This window comes from Thermosporothrix hazakensis, assembly GCF_003253565.1.
In the GTDB taxonomy this organism is placed as follows: Bacteria; Chloroflexota; Ktedonobacteria; order Ktedonobacterales; family Ktedonobacteraceae; genus Thermosporothrix; species Thermosporothrix hazakensis.
In genome coordinates this window covers 124,258-144,928 of sequence record NZ_QKUF01000005.1, presented here as the reverse complement: position 1 = coordinate 144,928, position 20,671 = coordinate 124,258, and the positions used below count along the sequence as shown (strand labels likewise).

The 20,671-nt window shown below is 52.0% G+C and carries 17 protein-coding genes; 12 read left to right on the top strand and 5 right to left on the bottom strand.

Annotated elements, in window-relative coordinates; translation table 11 throughout:
* The first annotated feature begins 48 nt into the window (after window positions 1–48).
* Both EI42_RS10015 and EI42_RS10010 read left to right on the top strand, forming a co-directional pair.
* Entirely contained in the window at window positions 49–1,371 is a 1,323-nt protein-coding gene (locus EI42_RS10015) for an alkaline phosphatase (RefSeq protein ID WP_211326107.1), read from the top strand.
* A gap of 150 nt (window positions 1,372–1,521) precedes the next feature.
* Window positions 1,522–3,231 carry an HAD family hydrolase gene (locus EI42_RS10010; protein WP_111321428.1) on the top strand — a complete coding sequence of 570 codons (1,710 nt, stop codon included), beginning with the start codon at window positions 1,522–1,524 and terminating at the stop codon, window positions 3,229–3,231.
* 22 nt (window positions 3,232–3,253) lie between these two features.
* On the opposite strand, the gene EI42_RS10005 is transcribed toward EI42_RS10010, so the two are convergent.
* The 3 genes from EI42_RS10005 to EI42_RS09995 form a co-directional block, all read right to left on the bottom strand.
* Window positions 3,254–3,676, bottom strand: a complete 423-nt coding sequence (locus tag EI42_RS10005) for a response regulator (protein ID WP_111321426.1) — start codon at window positions 3,674–3,676, stop codon at window positions 3,254–3,256.
* Between the two features lie 242 nt (window positions 3,677–3,918).
* Window positions 3,919–4,392, bottom strand: a complete 474-nt coding sequence (locus tag EI42_RS10000; protein WP_111321424.1) for a CBS domain-containing protein — start codon at window positions 4,390–4,392, stop codon at window positions 3,919–3,921.
* A gap of 227 nt (window positions 4,393–4,619) precedes the next feature.
* Complete coding sequence (locus EI42_RS09995) at window positions 4,620–5,450, bottom strand: 3-keto-alpha-glucoside-1,2-lyase-like domain-containing protein (RefSeq protein ID WP_111321422.1); 831 nt, start codon at window positions 5,448–5,450, stop codon at window positions 4,620–4,622.
* 316 nt (window positions 5,451–5,766) lie between these two features.
* Here EI42_RS09995 and EI42_RS09990 point away from each other — a divergent pair, with 316 nt between their 5' ends.
* Complete coding sequence (locus EI42_RS09990; RefSeq protein ID WP_211326106.1) at window positions 5,767–6,861, top strand: zinc-dependent alcohol dehydrogenase; 1,095 nt, start codon at window positions 5,767–5,769, stop codon at window positions 6,859–6,861.
* On the opposite strand, the gene EI42_RS09985 is transcribed toward EI42_RS09990, so the two are convergent.
* Entirely contained in the window at window positions 6,767–7,393 is a 627-nt protein-coding gene (locus EI42_RS09985; RefSeq protein ID WP_170142515.1) for a TetR/AcrR family transcriptional regulator, read from the bottom strand. The two genes, EI42_RS09990 and EI42_RS09985, sit on opposite strands and share 95 nt — an antisense overlap.
* 88 nt (window positions 7,394–7,481) lie before the next feature.
* Window positions 7,482–8,339 carry a PP2C family protein-serine/threonine phosphatase gene (locus EI42_RS09980; protein WP_170142514.1) on the bottom strand — a complete coding sequence of 286 codons (858 nt, stop codon included), beginning with the start codon at window positions 8,337–8,339 and terminating at the stop codon, window positions 7,482–7,484.
* Window positions 8,340–8,631: 292 nt separating this feature from the next.
* Here EI42_RS09980 and EI42_RS09975 point away from each other — a divergent pair, with 292 nt between their 5' ends.
* The 9 genes from EI42_RS09975 (at window position 8,632) to EI42_RS09935 (ending at window position 20,581) form a co-directional block, all read left to right on the top strand.
* The gene (locus EI42_RS09975) at window positions 8,632–9,387 is read left to right on the top strand and encodes a FadR/GntR family transcriptional regulator (protein ID WP_111321414.1); all 756 of its coding nucleotides are present in this window, start codon (window positions 8,632–8,634) and stop codon (window positions 9,385–9,387) included.
* Window positions 9,388–9,418: 31 nt separating this feature from the next.
* Window positions 9,419–10,720: an L-fuconate dehydratase gene (locus EI42_RS09970; RefSeq protein WP_111321412.1), complete on the top strand. Its 1,302-nt coding sequence runs from the start codon at window positions 9,419–9,421 to the stop codon at window positions 10,718–10,720.
* Between the two features lie 41 nt (window positions 10,721–10,761).
* Window positions 10,762–12,060 (top strand): alpha-L-fucosidase, encoded by a 1,299-nt coding sequence (locus EI42_RS09965; RefSeq protein ID WP_211326105.1) that lies wholly within the window; start codon window positions 10,762–10,764, stop codon window positions 12,058–12,060.
* 168 nt (window positions 12,061–12,228) lie between these two features.
* Window positions 12,229–12,984 (top strand): hypothetical protein, encoded by a 756-nt coding sequence (locus EI42_RS09960; protein WP_111321408.1) that lies wholly within the window; start codon window positions 12,229–12,231, stop codon window positions 12,982–12,984.
* An 82-nt stretch (window positions 12,985–13,066) separates the two neighbouring features.
* Window positions 13,067–13,843, top strand: a complete 777-nt coding sequence (locus EI42_RS09955; protein WP_111321406.1) for an SDR family NAD(P)-dependent oxidoreductase — start codon at window positions 13,067–13,069, stop codon at window positions 13,841–13,843.
* Window positions 13,844–13,861: 18 nt separating this feature from the next.
* The gene (locus tag EI42_RS09950) at window positions 13,862–14,437 is read left to right on the top strand and encodes a LutC/YkgG family protein (protein WP_111321404.1); all 576 of its coding nucleotides are present in this window, start codon (window positions 13,862–13,864) and stop codon (window positions 14,435–14,437) included.
* The gene (locus EI42_RS09945) at window positions 14,434–16,713 is read left to right on the top strand and encodes an LUD domain-containing protein (protein ID WP_111321402.1); all 2,280 of its coding nucleotides are present in this window, start codon (window positions 14,434–14,436) and stop codon (window positions 16,711–16,713) included. Before EI42_RS09950 ends, EI42_RS09945 begins: the two co-directional genes overlap by 4 nt.
* A gap of 227 nt (window positions 16,714–16,940) precedes the next feature.
* Window positions 16,941–18,419, top strand: coding sequence for a restriction endonuclease (locus EI42_RS09940; RefSeq protein WP_170142513.1), 1,479 nt, complete (start codon window positions 16,941–16,943; stop codon window positions 18,417–18,419).
* A 374-nt stretch (window positions 18,420–18,793) separates the two neighbouring features.
* Window positions 18,794–20,581, top strand: coding sequence for a thiamine pyrophosphate-requiring protein (locus EI42_RS09935; protein ID WP_111321398.1), 1,788 nt, complete (start codon window positions 18,794–18,796; stop codon window positions 20,579–20,581).
* The last annotated feature ends 90 nt before the right edge of the window (window positions 20,582–20,671 follow it).

Here is a 20,671-nt window from a genome sequence, read left to right as displayed (position 1 = left end):
TAGGGCAATGATCGAGTGCTGTGAAATCGCGAGGAGGAGAACGTGTGGTTGAGGAGAGCACGAACCATCGGTTTGCTGGTGACGATTCTGGTAACCATCGCAGTGCCAGCGGTTTTGTTTGCAAAGAGTTTGTTAACGGCAGAGAGCAAGACCTATAAGCAGGCAAAAAAAGTCATTCTGTTTCTTGGAGATGGTATGGGCGATTCCGAGATCACGCTTGCCCGGAACTATGCTGTAGGGGCGGCGGGCAGGCTCTCTCTGGATCGTCTGCCGTTTGTCGGCTCTGTAACCACCTATGCGGTGCAGGAAGAAAAGCCTCACCGTCCCGAGTATGTAACCAGTTCAGCCGCCAGTGCGTCTGGCTGGTCAACCGGAGAGAAGACAAGCAATCGACGGATCTCGACAACGCCAGGTACAGATGAGGATCTGCCCACCCTGCTTGAATTGGCGCAGAAGGCAGGTTACGCAACCGGTGATATCACCACGGCGGACCTGACAGACGCAACACCTGCGGCGGCAGTGGCGCACGTCAGCGATCGGGATTGTCGTAGCCCAGCCGAGATGAAGGCTTGCCCGAAGGATAAGAAAAGTGCGGGTGGTCCTGGTTCGATTGCCGAACAGGAGATCGATCATAAGGTCAACGTGCTACTTGGGGGGGGAAAAAAGCGCTTTTCCCAGGTGATTGAGAACGGTAATAAGACGCTGATGGAGGTCGCGCAGACACGGGGCTATACGGTAGTGACCGATACGGCGGGCATGCAGAAAGCGCAGGGAAAGCATGTGCTTGGCCTGTTCCACGATGCTGATATGAGTCTGGAATGGAAAGGAGAAGCGGCGCGCCCCTATCCTGGAAGCGGCCCCCAGACCTGCCAGCAGAATCAACGGCCTGCCAATGAACCCTCACTGGCGGCAATGACCTTAAAGGCCCTTGAACTCCTGCAAAAAAGCAGCGAGAAGGGCTTTTTGCTTCAAGTTGAGGGTGCCTCAATCGACAAACAGAGCCACATTATGAGTCCCTGTCAACAAATAGGCGAGACCATAGCCTTTGATTCCGCCGTGAAAGTGGGACTGGATTTTGCCCAGACCCACCCGGAGACCTTGATTCTGGTTATGGCTGATCACGGGCAAACAGCTCAGATTATTCAAAAGCCAGAGGACTCGAAGCAGCCCGGAGCCTTTAGCAAGCTGATCACAAAGGATGGCTCTCTGTTGTATGTCAGCTATGCAACGGCACCACAGGGGAAAGCGCAGTCCCATACAGGAACACAGGTGCGGATTGCTGCTATAGGGCCTAACGCGCAAAAGGTGAGTGGAGTGCTGAATCAAACAGACATTTTCGATCTGATTGTAGAGACACTGAAGCTTCGCTAATCGTACTGCTTGGGCCGAAGGGACCTGACAAGGACTTTTCGGCCCTTTTTATCGTTGACACCATGATAGAGCAGGAACCGTGTTGTATCCAGGAGAATGTGTTGTGATTTCTCTTGTGGTGCAGTCTAAACGGAGAGGACGAGAACAGCTATGCATTATATGATCCTTGCCTGCGATTATGATGGTACGTTGGCAAAAGATGGGATAGTCAGCCAGAGGACAATACATGCATTGGAACGCGTTGTTGCATCGGGTCGAAAGCTCCTTTTGATTACCGGACGTCTGCTGGAAGATATACAGAGGATCTTTCCTCGTCTGGATCTATTCACCTGGGTTGTTGCGGAAAATGGTGCCCTCTTCTATTCGCCTGCCAGCGGGACAAAGAAGCTTCTGGCAGAGGCACCGCCACCACAATTTGTTGAACTGTTGCGGTCAAAGGGGGTCACGCCTCTAGAAGTCGGAGAAGTCATTGTTTCGACGCATAGCCCGTATGAGACAACGGTGATAGAAGCTATTCATGAACTGGGTCTGGAGCATCAGGTGATCTTTAATAAGGGGGCAGTAATGGTGCTCCCGGCAGGTATTAACAAGGGCACCGGGCTCAAGCGAGTGCTCGATACGCTCATGATCTCATCGCATAATGTGGTAGGTGTGGGGGACGCTGAAAACGATCACTCCTTCCTTTCACTGTGTGAATGCTCGGTCGCGGTCTCAAACGCTCTGCCTGCTTTGAAGGATCGAGCCGACTATGTGACGAAGGCGGATCACGGTAATGGGGTGGTGGAGCTGGTTGATCAGCTAGTTGCTGATGACCTTCGCGAGATTGATGGACGGGTTGCCAGATGCAAGCTTGTACTCGGGACAAAGAAGAACAATGAGCCGCTAATCCTGAATGTCAATCGCACAAATATGCTGATTGCGGGAGCATCTGGAAGCGGAAAGTCTACACTGGCAATGAGTTTGCTAGAGCAGCTTATTGATCAGTGTTATCAGTTTTGCTTGATCGATCCTGAGGGTGATTATGAAACCTTTCAGGCGGCCACATCTCTTGGCAGTAGTCAGAAAGAGCCCACTGCCCAGGAAATGTTGCAACTGTTGGAGAAGCCAGAGCAAGAGGCCATTATGAACCTGCTCGGTTGTCCGTTGAGTGATAGGCCGATGATCGCCCGGAACCTGCTGCCCTCGCTACGAGAGCTTCAGATACGTCTGGGTCATCCTCACTGGCTGATCTTTGATGAGGCTCATCATATATTCTCGCCCGAGTTTGATGCAGCTACATTCATCGAAATGCGTGACCTGTTCAATCTCCTATTTATTACGGCGCATCCAGGAAGCATAGCTCGCCGCGTCCTGGAATTGATAGATGTTGCCATATTCGTGGGGGCACAGGCTCCCTCCGTCTTGCGTGAGTTTTGCAGCGCGCTTGGCCTGTCAGAGATTGGACCGCTGCCCGCAACCATAGATTCGGGTGCGGCACTGGTCTGGTTCCGTGATGCGACGACGCCCGCGGTGCAGATTGTGCCTGCTCACCCTGAAGAAGAGCACCTGCGGCATCGGCGAAAATACGCAGAAGGGAATGTTGGCGAAAAGAGCTTCTACTTCCGCGGTCCCGAGGGAAGGCTGAACCTGCGGGCGCAGAATCTCATCATCTTTATGCAGATTGCTCAGGGTATTGATGATGAGACCTGGCTGTTTCATCTGCGCAAAGGAGATTATTCGCACTGGTTCCGGGAGGATATTAAAGATCCTGATCTGGCCCGAGAAGCTGAGGAAGTCGAACGCGATATGCAGCTTTCCGCACAGGAGAGCAGAGAGCGGATCCGTGCCGCGATTGATAAGCGGTATACGCTGCCTGACTGAATACGGTTATATTGCCGGGCTGCTATGGTGCTTCCTCGTGCTTCCTGACTGTATGGGCGTTCTTCTGTGCATCCAGGGTTTCCTTGATCACTATGAGTAGCTCATCAATATCGAAGGGTTTATAGACGATCCGAATCCCTTTGGCGGTCAGATATCCTTCTTGATCGCGTACTGCATTCTGAGCAGCGGTGCAGAGTACAATTGGAATGGAGGCTGTACTGCGCTGCATTTTGAGAAGCTGAAGCATCTGCCAGCCTGATTTCTCGCTACCGAACATAAAGTCGAGGATGATCAGGTCCGGATGAAGTTTTTCTATCTCGCCAACCTTCTGAAGCGGATAAGAGGAAAGGATAACCTCATAGCCCTCTTCTTCCAGCAGAATGCGGAACATATCCAGAATATCCTGGGTATCATTGACAACTAAAATACGAAGCGGCTGTGTCATTTCCTGCTCTCCCGATCTCTCTTCTCTATAGGTAGTATACAGATCGGGGTAGTATCTGCGTTGAGACCGGGGATAAATGGCAAGCCGCAACCGACAGTGGTTGCGGCAATGCTACCTGTTCGACTGTTATTCGTTTTCTCTCTGCGGATCCTGGATACGAGCATGAGGACTGTTGGCTAGCCTGTAAAAAAAGCATGATCTGTCCTCATATACCTCGTGCGGAATGACGCAACGAACTGGCTTTAGAAGCCTGGTGCAACAAGCTCAGGTTCTGTTGCGTTCTCTTGAGTCCCACAGCGCAGACATTCGCGCGGGGGGTCTGGCATATGCATCAGCTCACCACAAATAGGGCAAACATAATGTTTTGCCACTTCTTTGATAAGGTCTGAGCGGCTGATAATACCAACTAAGCGGCCTTGATCGATGACCAGTAGACGGCGTATCCGTTCACTGATAAGTATTCTTCGGACCTCTTCCAGATCTGTTTCACTGGTGACGCTGATGATGCCGCGTGTCATAATATCGCGGACAAGGCGTCCTTTTTTGGCGATGACATCAAACTCTGTGACAATGCCAACAACGATCTGTTCATGATTGACGACAGGTAAGCCACTGATATTATGTTCTGATAACAACCGGGCTGCTTGCTGTCGAGTCTGGTCTTCATTGACCGTAATAACCTTCTCCTTCGGGGTCATTACATGTTTTACTCTCATTGACTCTGCATTTCTCCTCTTGCTCACTTGAGAACAGGTAGCTTCTCTTTCTATTGTAACATATAGTTCCTGTGCTTATGAATATTGTATATGTACACGTTCAAATATGACATCATGTTTCATTGTAATCTATTGTGTTTGATAGATGTTACCGTGTGAGCAGGAGAGAGGTGTTGGCAGGGAAGGAGAGATTGCATGCTCTCCTTCTGCATGCCCTTGTTTGCCCATCATGGCGTACTATCGAGGGTTGGCGTTGCGGTTGTATCCGGAGTGGGGAGCGGATAGACTTCAACCTGCTGGAAGAGTGCCTGTGCGCCTCCAGAGCTAAAGCCATTGCGGACGAAGAGCGCAATCTGTCCCTGTTGATATTCGGAGTCTTCAACGGTTTGCACGTGTTGCCCGTTAATGAAAAGCTGAAGGGTTGAACCCTGCATTGTCACGCGCAGCGTGTTGGCCTGACCGCGTGGTTTGAGCGCCTTGCTGGTCGTGTAATCCACAAGCATTGTTTCTTCCGGGCTATGGTTTTTGACATTCCAGGATTCTCTGGCGATGGTATATGTATTATTCCCATATATTTCGATGCGATAATTATGGTCAAGATTGTTGTCGCCACGCAAATACAGGCCAATACTATCATTATCGTCGCCAGCTTGAAATACAAAGGTTGTGGTGAGCTCGAAATCAGTGAATGGTGAATAGACCGGAATACTTTCTGTTGTGATGCGGTGATTGGTATTACCGATCAGCAGACCCTCTTCGGAAACGGAGCGGATATAGCCATCATTGTTGCTGATAAGCCAGCCTTTATTTGCCTCGCTGAAGTCATCTGAAAAGAGCGCTGATGGGGTGACAGTTGCAGTGGGTGTTTCTGTGGGGTGAGCAACGGTCGGTGTAATGTGTTTGGCCTTTTCCTGCTGTTCCTGTTTCCCTGTCGCGCGAACGACCATATAGATACTGCTTCCCGCGATCAGCACCAGGAGACAGACAAAGAGCAGAATAAGTCTCCATTTACGGCGATATTTCGTGTCCTGCTTGGGTTGCAGATGTTCTTCCACCATTGTAATGTATCACCTGTTGTTTGTTTGTTTGTATTCCTGATAATCAAAGGGAAATACACTTTGTCTTACGTATCACAATGCATCTTCGTTGGACGGAATGCCAAAAAATGAGGCATTGTTGGGAACAGACAAATATCATCTATACTCTAAAACGAATTTGGAGCTGTTCCGTTTCTTTTTTTATGGCCTTGCTTCATGCTTGCTAGTTGTAGCTGTTTGTATGTATCGGCGGTTTCAATATGCAGCAAGATATGATATAACAATTCCAAAATCTGTATCGGAAAGTGAAGGGCTAGGTGTTTTCATGCTCGCTGCAATGTTCTATGCTCCTATGGATGTTCGTTTAGAGGAGCGCCCGGTACCGCAGCCGGGGCCTGGGGAGATTGTCATCCAGGTTGCCGCGGCTACGACCTGTGGCACTGATCTCAAGACGTATCGACGCGGCCATCCGCTTCTGTTTCAAAATGGTCCTGGCGGTTTTGGGCACGAAGTTTCGGGTATCGTGGCGGCTGTTGGCCCGGGAGTGACGCGCTGCCATGAAGGAGATGCGGTCTCCGTTGCGAACTCAGCCCCCTGTTTTCAGTGCTTCTACTGTCGACGTAAGCGCTATAGCCTCTGTGAAGATCTGTTACTGTTGAACGGGGCATATGCCGAATACCTGCTTGTGCCTGCCCGCATTGTCGAACATAATCTGTATGTGTTGCCCACAGGCACCTCATTTGTTGCTGCTGCATTGACCGAGCCACTGGCCTGTGCAGTGCATGGCGTTGAGGCTAGCGAGATTATGTCTGGCGATACCGTTGTAATCCTCGGGGCCGGGCCGCTTGGGCTCTTGTTGGTTGCCGTTGCCCGGCTGCGCGGTGCGCGTGTTATTCTGACCGGAAGAGGTGAGCAGCGGCTTGCTCTGGGTCGTACTTTTGGCGCAGATATTGTGCTGGATGTGACCGGCATGTCAATGGATGAGCAGTGTGAAGCGATTCGTCAGCAGACCGAGAACCAGCGCGGTGCGGACGTCGCGATTGAAGCGGTTGGCACCCCTGAGACCTGGACGCTGGCAACGCGGGTTGTACGCCCCGGTGGACTGGTGAATCTGTTCGGAGGCTGCCCATCTGATTCTCACGTGCAGTTTGCCACCCGGCCACTTCACTACAGCGAGTTAACACTGAAGGGGGTCTTTCACCATACGCCTACCTATTTTGCTCAGGCGCTTGAGCTGATTCTGAGCAAGCAGGTCGATGTGACCCGTTTAATTTCCGCGTATCTTCCGCTGGAAGCTGCTGTTGACGCGCTTCAATTGCTGCTGCAAAAACAGGGCGTCAAGTACGCACTGATTCCTCCCGCTTTTGCTCATCTTTATGCTCGGGAACTCGCACAAGCCCCTGACTTACCATCTGGTAATAAATATCAATAACTTGCTGGACACTTAAACGACCGCCGGGACGGAACCAGGAAGAGACCTGGGTGCAGAGGGCAATGATGGCATAGGACGTTACCTTTACATCGCTTGGGTGAAAGACGCCGCGTTCCATGCCATCTCGCAAGATCTCCTGAATCATAGCGTCGTAGGTGTCACGCATAGCGATAATCCGTGTACGATGCTCCCCTTCCAACGCCCGTAACTCGGTATCAATAATAAAGAATTCAGCTTTGTTACTGGTATGCAGGCGAATATGGTTCGCTATTGCCTCGCGCAGACGATCGAGTGGATCATGATACTCATGCAGGATGCGCTCCAGCTTGCTATTTAATTGCTGCATATGTTTTTCCATTATCTCAACGAGCAGCGCTTGCTTGCTGGGGTAATGGTGATAGATACTGGCTGCCTGTATTCCGGCCAGGCGGGCAATATCGCGGAGTGGCGCTGCATGGTAGCCGTATTCAGAGAACAATTGTACGGCTGCTGCCAGAATGTTTTCACGCATTGAGCGGCCTTCGGGCTGCATAGCTACCTTCCTCATTTCCAACTCTGATTGTCCACATTGTAGCAGAAATATGAGAGAGAGAACAGGCTTCCAGTTTTAACGGGTATTGCTAGCACCGACAGGTAATCACAATCGCGCTGATATCATCGGCTTTGGCGCGGAGTGGTTCCTTCTCCAAAGAGCGTTGGTACGCCGCCTGTACCAGCTTGCGGGCGAGTTTCGTATAGGCTGTCTGGCTCAAGACCTGTGTGATTTCCTGATCGGTGAGATTGTCGTGCACGCCATCGGTGCAGAGGAGCAAGCGATCACCGGGGCTCAGAAAGGTCTGCTCAAGGTGGATGGTCAGCGGTTTGTCGGTTCCAAGAGCTTGCGTGATACGATTGCGCTGTTCAAAATAGGTCATCTCTTCCGTGGAAAGTTGCTCGCGGCTGGTGGCTTGATCGATGCGGTGGGCTGCCTCTGCTGAAAGTGCTCCCTGTGTCACCATGTGATTGATATAGCTGTCATCCAGTGTCAATCGTTCCAGCGGTATGCCTTCGCGATAGCGATACAGGCGGCTATCGCCAATATGAGCGTAAATAAGCGGATAGCCCTGTTCGGTGCGTTGGGGGCAGAGCAGGGTAAGCACGAGCGTTGTGCCGATGCGAACAGGATTACCATCAGCGTTCTGTTGTTGACGGCGGTCGCGTTCCTCATGAATGCGTTGGTGAGCGTGCTGGATCAGTTGCTCAATGTTCTCAGGTAGTGAGGGCAGGGCAGAGAGGGTGGGCTGTTGCCGCCAGTGTTGCTGGATCGTCTCAGCCGCTAGCGTGGAGCCGACGTCGCCCATTGCGGTACCAACACCGTCGAAAATGGCGGCAAGTCCACGCCGTTTCTTCAGAAGAATGCGGTCTTCGTTGCGTTCTGGGCGTTTGCCGCGACTGTATCCCGTCCAGATAAAAGACGCGATCGTTTGACCATTCATCATGCTCGTTTGCTCCTTCATGTAAATGGATGTTGTTCCTGGACCTATTGTTAATATTACTCCGCTTTTTGTGTGTTTGCTTCAACTGGGGCAGGCAAAAGAGAAGAGGGCCAATGGCCTTCGCGTTCAGGCAGAAATGTACCTGTTCAGGATGAGAAAATGAGTCAGACTAATTTAAGGAAGAGGTCTTCGAATTTCGCATGAGATGCCAGTTTCTCTTGCATTTCTGCAACTGCTTATGGTACAATCGAAAAAGCGATGAGTCATATTTATTTACGAAGTTGTAGCTATTAATATGACCGATAAAGATATAGCGATAGTAGAAACTTCTTACCGACCAGGATATGAAACGGTAGCTGATCGGATCATTGAGCTGATTCAGACTACTGGCTTGAAACCTGGCGATCGTCTCCCCACGGAGTCGAGCCTTGGGGAACAATTAGGTGTAAGTCGTGCAATGGTGCGCGAGGCTATCAAATTACTGACCGCCCGGGGCTATGTTCGGACTCGGCGCGGGAGTGGTATTTACGTAACCTCTACAGAGCAACCACTGGCAACCGCAGCTATTGTTCTCTCCATGCCAGTTGATCATGACCATATGCTTTCCCTGCTGGAATTCCGGCGATTGCAGGAGATGCTGACTGCCCGGCTGGCTGCGGAAAGAGTCACGCTTTCTGAACTGCGTGCGTTGGAAAACGCGGTTGAACAGAATAAGCGCAGTGCAGAGGCCGGTCAATGGGACCAGTTTATTGCGAGTGATATTGAGTTTCATCTTGGTATTGCTCGTGCCTCTCACAATCAATTCCTGGTCGATACCGTGAATGAGACGTTTCGTTTGCAACGATGGGCGCTGAAACTCGTCATCGGGGGAACGCCTGGCTCATTGTTGCTCTCTGCCGAGCAGCATGCAGCGGTGCTGACAGCAATAAAACAGGGAGATGCAGAGGCCGCTGTGAAGGCAATGGAAACGCATATTCTCACTGTACAGGCTGATTATCAAAACGAGGTGCGGCGGTTGCTTACAAGTTATGGTGGTGGTGAGCAGCCCTGATTTTTTTGTGTAGTAAGGAGCGATAATACCTATGCCCCTGACCATAACGGATGTGGTGGCTCGTGATATTCGCTTCCCGACGTCGCGATCACTGGCGGGGTCAGATGCGATGCATCCCGATCCTGATTATTCGGCGGCGTATGTGACGCTCGTAACGAACGATCCAGCATTGCAGGGAGACGGCCTGACGTTTACTATCGGGCGCGGCAATGAGATCTGTGTTGCGGCGATTAAGGCACTTGCCCCGCTGGTGATTGGTCGGACGTTGGAAGGGATAACTTCTCATATGGCGGCCTTCTGGCGTTCGCTAACCGCTGAAAGCCAGTTACGCTGGGTGGGCCCGGAAAAAGGCGTGATTCATCTGGCAACGGCTGCGCTGGTGAATGCGGTCTGGGATCTCTGGGCCAAATCGGAACAGAAACCCCTCTGGAAGCTCCTTGTTGATCTCTCGCCAGAACAATTGGTGTCCTGTATCGATTTCCGCTATATTACGGATGCGCTGACACCAGAGGAAGCGCTGACGCTCTTGCGGCGCAACGAGCCAACCCGGGCGCAGCGTGAAGCAGAGATCCGGCGGCGTGGTTATCCGGCCTATACCACCTCGGCTGGCTGGCTTGGCTACAGCGATGAGCAGATGCGCCAGCTTTTACGAGAGGCGCTGGCAAAAGGCTGGACGCACTTTAAGCTCAAGGTCGGTGCCAATCTGGAAGATGATCTGCGACGTATTCGTATCATGCGAGAGGAAATTGGCCCCGAGCGTCGCTTGATGGTTGATGCCAATCAGGTCTGGGATGTTGACCAGGCGATCGCCCACATGAAGGCGCTGGCACCCTATAATCCCTGGTGGATTGAGGAACCAACCAGTCCCGATGACGTGCTTGGGCATGCAACCATCGCGAAAGCCATCGCGCCGATCAAGGTGGCTACTGGCGAGCACGTCCAGAATCGCGTGATCTTCAAGCAACTCTTTCAGGCTCAGGCCTTCCACTTCTGTCAGATTGATGCTTGCCGGGTTGGCGGGGTCAATGAAGTGCTGGCAATTATTTTGATGGCGGCAAAGTTTGGCATCCCGATTTGTCCTCATGCGGGCGGTGTAGGACTCTGTGAATATGTGCAGCACCTTTCGATCTTTGACTATATTTGTGTCAGTGCCTCGCTTGAGGATCGTATGCTTGAATTCGCCAATCACCTGCATGAGCATTTTGTGCATCCGGTTGTGATTGAGAACGGACATTATAAGGCGCCCCTGGCCCCTGGCTATAGCGCGACGATGCTTCCAGAGACGCTGGATGCATATGCATATCCAGATGGAGCGGTCTGGCAGAAAGCCTGAGTGTTCCATTGAAAAAAGGCTCACAGTTTATCAGGGAGTGTATGATGTTACAGACAGACGCCACAAACGCAGAGCAGCGTGTGCGCTGGTTTACCCATGATCGTCTGGGGATGTTCATTCACTGGGGAATTTACGCTGCGGCGGCGCGGCACGAGTGGGTGAGAAACCATGAACGAATCACCAATGAGGCGTATCAGCGCTATTTCGATCATTTTGACCCGGACCTCTATGACCCGCGTGAGTGGGCGCGCATGGCAAAACAGGCAGGCATGAAATATGCCGTTATTACGGCTAAGCATCACGATGGGTTCTGTCTCTGGGATACTGCCCTGACCGATTATAAAGCAACAAAGACGCCCTATGGACGAGACCTCTTGCGTCCCTGGGTTGAGGCTTTTCGCGCTGAAGGGCTGAAGGTTGGCTTCTACTATTCGCTACTCGATTGGTATCATCCAGAATTTCCCATTGATGGAATTCATCCACAGCGTGATGATCTTGCGTTTCGGGAGCAGAACAAGCATCGTGATATGGCGAAATATCGCGAGTATATGTATGGGCAGGTGCGTGAGCTTCTGACGAACTATGGCAAGATCGACATTATTTGGTTTGACTTTTCCTACTCGCATGAGGATTGGGGCTGGTCAAAAGGCAAAGGACGCGAGGATTGGCAGTCCGAAAAGTTGATCCAGCTGGTGCGTGAACTGCAACCTGATATTTTGATTAACAATCGTCTGGAGATGCCCGAAGAGGCGGACTTTGATACGCCAGAACAGATCCAGCCGCGCGAATGGGTGACGATCAACGGGCGCCGTGTCGTCTGGGAGGCCTGTCAGACGCTGAACGGGAGCTGGGGGTATCATCGCGATAACCAGAACTGGAAGACCCCGGATGTCCTGGTGCGCATGCTGATCGATACCGTCTCCAATGGTGGTAACCTGCTGTTGAATGTTGGTCCGAATGGGCGCGGCGAATTTGAGCCGCGTGCAGTCGCCTCTCTTCAGGCCATTGGAGAATGGATGCGCTTGCACAGTCGCTCGATCTATGGGGCGACGGCAAGCGAGTTCAAGGCGCCGGATAATTGCCGTCTGACGCAGCGGGGCAATCGGCTTTACCTGCATATCTATAGCTGGCCGATGGGACCGCTTGTGCTTGATGGTCTGCTCAGCAAGGTCGAGTATGCTCAGTTTCTTCACGATGCCTCCGAGGTGCGCTTCACCGGCGTTGCTGGACAATGGGGCGGTGCCTACATTGGAGGCGATGAAGAGACGCTGGTGCTCCATGTGCCGGCGTTGCGCCCGAATGTGCTGATTCCTGTCGTGGAGCTTTTTTTGAAGGAATAAGTACACGTTACCATTGCCTTCCCGCCTCTTGTAAGTGCTGGTGGCCTCTGCGGGGGCCACCGGGCTTACTCTTCCCGTGTTACACAGCGCTGTTGTTTTTAACGCACATGTGGTGTAATCTGTGAGAAAGAGTTATGGTACGCAGATGGGAGAGTAAGGTGTTCATCTATGGAACAGGTGCTGAAATGCCAGCGAAAGGACTGTAAAAGAGGCGTCTACATTCGCTATAGAGAGGTACTGATGGCGGGCAAGGTCTGGATGCGTATTCCACAGTGGCGCTGCTATGCCGGGCATGTGCAATATGAACGCGATTTGCGCTATGCCAATATCAACGAGATTGATGATAGCATCATTGAAGCGCTCCCCTGGCATAAAGACCGTCTGCTCGCAGATCGGGGGCGCGAGGCTGTTCACGCGTTCGCAGTGCAGATAGGACTCTCTGCTGAGGAATTGGAGGCATCCGATTGGCGACCGTTTGACGGTGATGTACAGCCACACAGGCGCCTGGATAGAAACTGCACATATCGAGTCTATCGTGTTATTACGACCCGTGGAATTTATTTTTTCTGGCTCTCTGCTTCAGATCCAGGAACAAGTTGGCTTCCCTGGTACTGGCAGCGCGAAGAGAAAGAGACTCGAAATGGTTATATTTTAATTGCCAGAGATGGGACAGGCGCTATCGTTGATCGCTTAATTGGCACGCGTGGATGTGGCTTGCAGGGTGCTCTTGCTTCGGCGCGCTGGTTCCTGCTTCAGTTACGTCACGCGACGCGAATTGAGGTGCACAAGCAGAGTTTCGGCTTTGAGATGGACGCTACCTGCGAAGACCGGGCGCTTGCTGTTGTGACACTGGATGATCTCTCAGAGTATGAGCGTGCTCATCGCGGAGAGTTCTTTTCACAGGGAGAGTTGCGCGCGGAATAACGTGGCCTCAGATCAAGGGAGAGGATACGTTTGTTATTGCGTTTTGAAGGCTTCCCATAAGCTGGAAAGGCAGAGAAAATCAATGTTCAGATTGGACCATAAAGTCGCGCTCGTCACTGGCTCCGGTTCCGGCATCGGCAGAGAAATTGCTTTGCTTTATGCCAGACAGGGGGCCAGTGTCTATATTGCAGATATCAATGAAGAGGCTGCTCAAACAGTGGTGCAGGAGATCCTGGAGCAAGAGGGGCAGGCATTCGCCCTGCGCCTGGATGTTACCAATGAGGAACAGGTGAAGGCTGCGTTTGAGCGTGTAGCACAGGAGCAGGGGCGGATCGATATTCTGGTGAATAACGCGGGGATCAGCCATGTTGGTTCGATCTTAGAGACGACCGCGGAGGACTGGAATCGGGTGATGAGCGTCAATGCAATGGGTGTCTTTCTCTGTTCTAAATATGCCATCTCCCAGATGATGCAGCAGCAGCCTCAAGGGGGTGTGCTGGTGAACATTGCGTCGGCGGCTGGTATGATCGGCGTCGAGAGCCGTTTCCCCTATAGTACCAGTAAGGGCGCGGTTATCAGTATGACTCGTTCCGTGGCGATCGACTTTGTCTCACAGGGCATACGAGCAAACGCGATCTGTCCCGGGACCGTCTATACGCCGTTCGTTGAGGGTTATTTAAATCGCCATTACCCTGATAACAAGGAAGAGATGATTCAGCAGCTCGGGGCGCGTCAGCCACTTGGACGTATGGGAAGACCCGATGAGATTGCGCATGCTGCCCTCTATCTTGCATCGGATGAAGCTGCTTTTGTCACCGGCTCTACCCTGGTGATTGATGGCGGTTGGACTGCGAAGTAAGAGAAAAGAGGGAGCCGCATGGATGCGCAAGAACTATATCTTCGTTTCCAGCATCGTCTGACTGCCAGTGGAGGCGAATGCTGGCTTGTTGAAGACCTTGCTGCCGCCGCTAACACAATTGCCTCTCATAGCGCTTTAACCGGGCGTACCCTGGTTGTTCCACCTGGATTTGCTGATTGCGCTCTCTGGGGAGCGCTTCTTCCTCTGCTTGCCGCGAAAGAAATTCAGATCAGTGAGGCTGAGACCCCTGCCGGGATTGCCGATGCTCCGGCAGGCCTTTCGGCGGCTGAGTTGGCCGTGGCTGAGACGGGTTCTGTGCTGGTTGCGGATAATGTGCTTGCAGCCCGGGCGGTCAGTATGCTGACGTTGACCCATTTTGTGCTGGTGCGAGTCGAGGATCTTGTTCCGGGCCTGGATCAGGTTGGAGAGCGCCTGTATCAACTAACGCGCCCTGGACCCACACAACGACACCATATGACGCTGATTAGCGGGCCCAGTCGTACCGCGGATATCGAGCGTACCCTGACAATCGGCGTTCAGGGGCCTAAGGCATTGTGTGTTCTGCTTGTAGCTCACCAGGAGGTCCAGCCATGACGATTCGCTATCAAAAGGAATTGCTTGTTATCCAGCAGAGAGCGGCTCAGAATGGACATGAGCATCTGCCCTTCCCTCAGCGGCTGGATCGTGCCCTGAACGATCAAAATTTGCAGCGTGCGCTGGAACGCTTTGCGCCTTCCTGGCGTGAGTCTCGCGAGAAGATTTTTGCTACAGCAGAACAGGAATATGGGGAAGAGTTCCGTTTTGAGCGGCTGCGGGAACGCCTGAAGGCGGCGAAAGATGAAGCGATTGAGCGCCAAGAAGAACTGGTTGCACAATTTAAGCAGCAGGCTGAAGCCGCTGGCGCCTTTCTCTATGAGGCCAGAACCGCTGAGGATGCTAACCGCTATATCTATGAACTCTGTCAGCGCAAGGGCATTCAGCTTGTGGTGAAGTCAAAGACAATGGTCAGTGAGGAGACGGAACTGAATGCCTACTTAGAGGCCCGTGGCGTCACCGCGATTGAAACCGATCTGGGTGAGTGGGTGGCACAGCTTGAGCATGAGCGCCCTTCGCATATGGTCATGCCGATTATTCACAAAACGCGGCAGCAGGTTGGCGAGACGCTGTCACGAGCCACCGGACGTGAGATCTCGCGTGAAGCTGTGGCCGAACAGGTCGCGGTCATCCGCAAAGAGCATCGTAAGGCGTTTTTAACGGCGAGCATGGGAGTCAGTGGTGCGAACGCGTTAATTGCAGAAGGCGGCACCGTCATGATGCAGACCAACGAGGGAAATGGGCGTCTGGTGACGTCACTGCCTCCAGTCCATGTGGTGATGGCGGGCTATGATAAGCTGCTGCCGACCTTTGCTGACGCGATGACGCAGATACGTTTGCTGGCTCGTAGTGCGACCGCGCAGCCGATTACCAGCTACACCACGTTTATTACCGGGCTTTCTTCTCCTGAGCGGGAGATGCATATTATTTTACTGGATAACGGGCGGAGCGAGATGCGGGCTGATCCTCGTTTCAAGGAAGCGCTGCGGTGTATTCGCTGTGCAGCCTGTGCGAATATCTGCCCGGCCTATCAGCAGGTGGGCGGCCATGCGTTCGGTCATATCTATAGTGGTGCTATCGGGCTGGTAGTGACGCCCTTCCATCATGGCATTGAGGCAGGAGCCGGTCCGCAAAGCCTGTGTGTGAGCTGTAATGCCTGTGAAACCGTGTGCCCGGTTGAGATTCCTTTGCCCTCGCTGATTCTGGATGTGCGCCGGAAAGTGGTACGGGAAAAAGGTCTGTCTCCAATCAAGAAGGCTGTTTTCGGGATAATGGCTCGTCCTCGTCTGTTTGATATCTTGCTGCGGTTTGGGAGTTTCTTTCAGTTTCCGGCAACGCGCGGAAGTCGTTTTGTGCGTTCGCGGAATCTCCGGCTGTTTTCGCGCCTGCCTTTTATCGGCGGTATGGCTGCATTGACGCGCTGGCGGAGTCTGCCTGCACTGGCTGTGAAGCCTCTTCGCGATCGGGTGAAGGCGTATTCGGAGGCGCAGCCGTCTGGAACATCGGCTCACTTGACTGTGGCCTACTTTGCTGGCTGTATGACGGATAGGCTTTATCCTGAGATGGGAGAGGCTGTAATCCGGGTGCTTGAAGCGGCGGGTGTGCGCGTGATCTTTCCTCATGGCCAGAACTGTTGTGGACTCCCCGCGCTGAACTCCGGCGATACGGTCAACGGGGCAAAGATGGCAAAGCAGACAATCAGGACGCTTGAGCAGATGATAGACCGCGAAGGTGTCGACTATATTCTGAGTGCCTCTACAAGTTGTGTGGTGACCGTACTCCAGGATTATATTCGGCTCTTTGAGGATCTGGATGAACTTGGTTGGCTGCGTAGAGCTCAGGCCGTTGCCGAGCGCGTCATTGATTTTACTGGCTTTATGGCGCGTGTGGTGCTGGCGCAAGGCGTTCGTTTCTCGGTCAGGCGGCCGGGGCCGAATGATACCGTAACCTATCACGATTCGTGCCAGTCCTGTAACTGCCTGGGCCTTCGTTCCGAGGCGCGAACGATTCTCCGTGAGATTCTGGATATCGAGGTCCAAGAAATGCCCCGATCGGATGTTTGTTGCGGGTTTGGTGGCTCCGTCTCACTTGAGCAACCGCGCCTGGCTGAACGGATGTTGCAGCAGAAACTGGCAAATGCGGAGCAGACAGGAGCGGCACTGCTTGTCTCGGATAATCCCGGTTGTTTAATGCATTTGCGCGGTGGTGTGGACGCGGAAGGACGACCGATTCGAGTGTTGCATCTGGCTCAATTGATTGCCGAGCATCTGACATAAGCTGTTGTTCTTAAAGTTCCCCTGCGAAGCCATCCAGGGGAACTTTTTATGTCTGAACAAACATGTTTTTAACTCATCCTTATGCTATACTGATTCCCAACAGATCAGCACTCATCACTCTTCAAGTACGATGGGCTGGAAAAGGAGAGGAGAAGATATTTGGGTGACTTATCCAGCTTTTATGAGTGCTGATGCTCTATGTATGCGAGAGAGGAAGGGTTATTCTGATGGGTGCAACAAAAAAGTACCAGAAGCGTATTTGGGATTTTGAATTGATGGAATCGCACGTTGTTACAGCATACTCAGAAGAAGAGCTTGAGGCGCAGGTGAAGCAACAGCGTGAGCACTGGGAAGCGGAAAAGCAGAGAAGAAAAGCCGATAATCTGACTGCCTGTGAAGAGAAGCGAATTGAAGATTTGAGACGTTTTCTTCTTCGGAGCTATGAGAAGGATAAGCCTGCAATACAGGAAGTGAAAGAAGGAAAGAAACTATATCCTCCTTTTGCCTTTGGGAAAGAAGAACCTGTTCCTGAAACATATTTAAAGATGTATAAGGTGCCTAGATATTGGTCCTTGCCGGAACGATTGTTTCCTGGTTTGACAGAGCGACGAAGAGAAAGACATGAACTGGCAATGGAACATTATGGCCGGGACTTTGAGGCATTTGTGGTGGAGAAGGAGCAGGCATGGGAAGCGTATGTCAAGCAGAAAGAAGCTTTTGAGCGTGGTGAAGGTGAGGCCATTGTCAATGTAGTCAACGAGGTACTCTCTGCTCTGGAGGCTCCGGAAAATTTCATACAGGAATATGATACAACGCTTGATATACAGAACCAGACCGCAAAGATTCTGTTACGTGTTCCTGATATGCAGGAATTGAAATGGTATCAGGGATATGTCTATGTTGCAGATCAAAAGAGGATTGTGCCGGTTCCATTCCGCCCCGAGGCGCATAAAGAGCTTTATGAAGAACTTCTTTGTCAGGTGGTTTTGCTTGTCGCTCATCGCATATTTTTATATGTGATGTCTCCCCATGTGAATGTATTGCAGGTGAGAGGTTATGTGAGAAGTATTGACCCTGCTACCGGCCGCCCTGTCGATACCTATGTTATTATGCTAGATATCACAAGGGATGTATTGGCAACAATCAATCTGGAATTGGTTCAGCCGAGAGCATGTGTACGTAGACTGGATGGGATATTTGGCGAGAATACGGGGCAAGTGATGTCAAAAGCGATGATACTGAACAGAGCGTCCATTGCCTTGACTCCGACAGGTATGTCTGGACTTTCTCCTGAGAAGCCGCTTATCAATCTTGCTACCATCGATTGGCGGGAGTTTGAGCATCTGGTGGGGGAACTTTTTCGGAAAATATTCCGTGGACATGGGGTAACAATATCAGTGACTCAGGCGAGCCGTGATGGAGGGGTTGATATTGTGGTTAAGGATCCTGATCCGCTGCGTGGGGGCAAATTTGTTGTGCAGGTGAAACGCTATACAAATATGGTTCCAATAGAAACCGTTCGGGCTCTTTATGGAACTATGTTGAAAGAGAAGGCAACGAAAGGCTTTCTTGTTGCAACAAGTCGCTTCAGTGATAATTCGAGGGACTTTGTCCGAGATTTGCCAATCACGCTGATCGATGGGCCTGCCTTGCTGGCCTATTTCAAACAATATGGCTACGAAAACGTTGTGCTTGATCGGCTCTGAGACTTACAAACAGGCTCTTCTGCGGAAGAGCTTTTTTTATGGCTGGTTCTGGTCTCAATCCGGCGTTACGTAACATGTCTCTTGCTGAAATCGTGTACCTCATGTAGCTGGCCGTATTCTCTCAAGCAATCAAGCATGGCGCGTCTCTATGACTGCATGGTAAAGAAAGCCTCGTGCTGGTTTACATCAAGTGGTAGGGAACAGTGTTTATGATGAAAGTGGGTGAAGTATTTGTGCCCGCCGCATCATCCTGATAGATGGATCCTCTGGTATCAGGGACCGTTGGTCAGTGGGCTTGAGCATGCAGTGTGACTGCATGCCTGACAAGAGAGAACCTCTAGAAGGTCTTTTAGCTAGGAGGAGTAAGTTACGTTATGGCTCAAGTCAGCGATTTTCTGTTAGAGCGTCTTTCACAGTGGAATGTGAAGCGTATTTACGGCTATCCCGGTGATGGTATTAACGGCATACTGGGTGCATTAGAGCGGCATAAAGATCTGTTTGATTTCGTGCAGGTGCGTCACGAGGAGATGGCTGCCTTTATGGCGACAGCGCATGCGAAGTTCACCGGAGAAGTGGGGGTCTGTCTTGCTACTTCCGGCCCCGGCGCAATTCATCTGCTTAATGGGCTCTATGATGCCAAGATGGACCATCAACCGGTTGTCGCTATCGTCGGTCAGGCGGCGCGTCCGGCAATTGGTGGCAACTATCAGCAGGAGGTTGACCTGCTCTCCCTCTTTAAAGATGTGGCCGGTGAGTATGTTCATATGGCTTCCAGCCCGATGCAGGTACGTCATCTGGTAGATCGCGCATTTCGCATTGCTCAGGCAGAGCGTACCGTAACCTGCGTGATTCTGCCAAAGGATATTCAAGAGATGGGGGCAGTTGAGAACCCGCCTCACGCGCATAATACCATCCATACCGGTATAGGCTACTCGGAGCCTCGTATTGTTCCCAAACAGGAAGACTTGCAGCGAGCCGCTACCGTGTTGAATGAGGGCAAAAAGGTTGCGATTTTGGTTGGTGCCGGTGCCCTGGGTGCCAGTAAAGAAGTTGCGGACGTGGCTGGAGTGCTGGGAGCCGGTGTTGCGAAGGCATTGCTCGGAAAAGCCGTTCTCCCCGATTATCTGCCCTATGTTACCGGCTGTATTGGCTTGCTTGGTACAAAGCCAAGCTGGGATATGATGATGGAGTGCGATACACTCCTGATGATCGGGTCGAGCTTTCCCTATGCCGAGTTTCTGCCAAAAGAGGGACAGGCTCGGGGAGTGCAGATCGATATAGATCCTGCTCGTTTGAGCCTGCGCTATCCAATGGAAGTCAACCTCAGAGGTGATAGCGCCGAGACCTTGCGGGCGCTGCTACCACTGTTACAGCAGAAAAAGGATCGCTCGTGGCGCGAGAAAATCGAGAAGAATGTCACCGATTGGTGGAAGCTGGTCGAGGCCCGGGCACAGGAGAAGGCCGATCCGGTGAACCCGGAACTTGTCTTCCTGGAACTCTCAAAGCGGCTGCCTGAAAATGCAATCTTGACTGCTGATGCCGGGACAACCGCGAACTGGTATGGGCGCGTTATTCGCATGAAAGAGGGAAACATGGGCTCGCTCTCAGGGAGCCTGGCAACTATGGGGGCTGCGGTTCCGTATGCGATTGCCGCAAAGTTCGCGTATCCTGATCGCATCCCTATCTGTACGACTGGTGACGGCGCGATGCAGATGAATGGGCTGAACGAGCTGATAACGGTTGCCAGGTACTGGAAGAATTGGAGCGATCCCCGTATCATCTTTATGGTGCTCAACAATCGTGATCTGAATCAGGTCACATGGGAGATGCGTATTCTGTCCGGTAATCCTAAGCTGGAAGCAACCCAGAATTTGCCTGATTTCCCCTATGCACAGTTTGCTGAGTCGCTTGGCTTTAAAGGTATCCGAGTTGAGAGGCCGGAAGATGTTGCTTCCGCATGGGATGAGGCGTTAAGGGCTGATCGTCCGGTAGTCTATGAAGCCTGCGTGACTGGTGAGGTGCCGACATTACCGCCGCATATCACGTTTGAGCAAGCGAAGAACTACCTGGAAGCGCTTGTGAAGGGTGATCCCGAAGAGGGCGGTATTATCAAGCAGTCAGCAAAAGAGCTGGTCAAAAGCGTCCTGCCAACGAAGAAGTAGGCTTTTAGGTTGTGCCGGGTTGCAGAAATGCGCCCGGCTTTTTGATTCTGGCATGATCATCGGCGTTGACATGCATCTATACAGGATGGT